This window comes from Tritonibacter sp. SIMBA_163 (genome assembly GCF_046535935.1).
GTDB lineage: Bacteria > Pseudomonadota > Alphaproteobacteria > Rhodobacterales > Rhodobacteraceae > Epibacterium > Epibacterium scottomollicae.
Genome location: NZ_JAWJBP010000853.1, coordinates 1 through 254 on the forward strand (window position 1 = coordinate 1; position 254 = coordinate 254).

The following is a 254-nucleotide window of genomic DNA, read 5'->3' on the forward strand; positions in this document are numbered from 1 at the left end:
GGTTAAATCGGGCGCGATCGTCATTGATGTGGGAATTAATCGCATTCAAGATGAAACAGGGAAGAATCGTCTCATTGGCGATGTTGATCATAATGCTGTTGCTAATGTCGCCAGTTACTTGACTCCTGTTCCTGGTGGTATTGGTCCGATGACAGTGACAATGCTTTTAGCAAATACAGTCAAGAGTTTTGAAGAACGTTTTCTGTAAATTGTTCCCCTTTGACCCGTAAAATAGACAATCGAATTGCAATCTG

Annotated in this window: 1 pseudogene; it reads left to right on the forward strand. The window is 41.7% G+C overall.

The features are described 5' to 3' along the window. A pseudogene (locus R0J92_RS24750) lies at positions 1-208 on the forward strand (bifunctional 5,10-methylene-tetrahydrofolate dehydrogenase/5,10-methylene-tetrahydrofolate cyclohydrolase); the annotation flags it as partial. Positions 209-254: the final 46 nt, after the last annotated feature.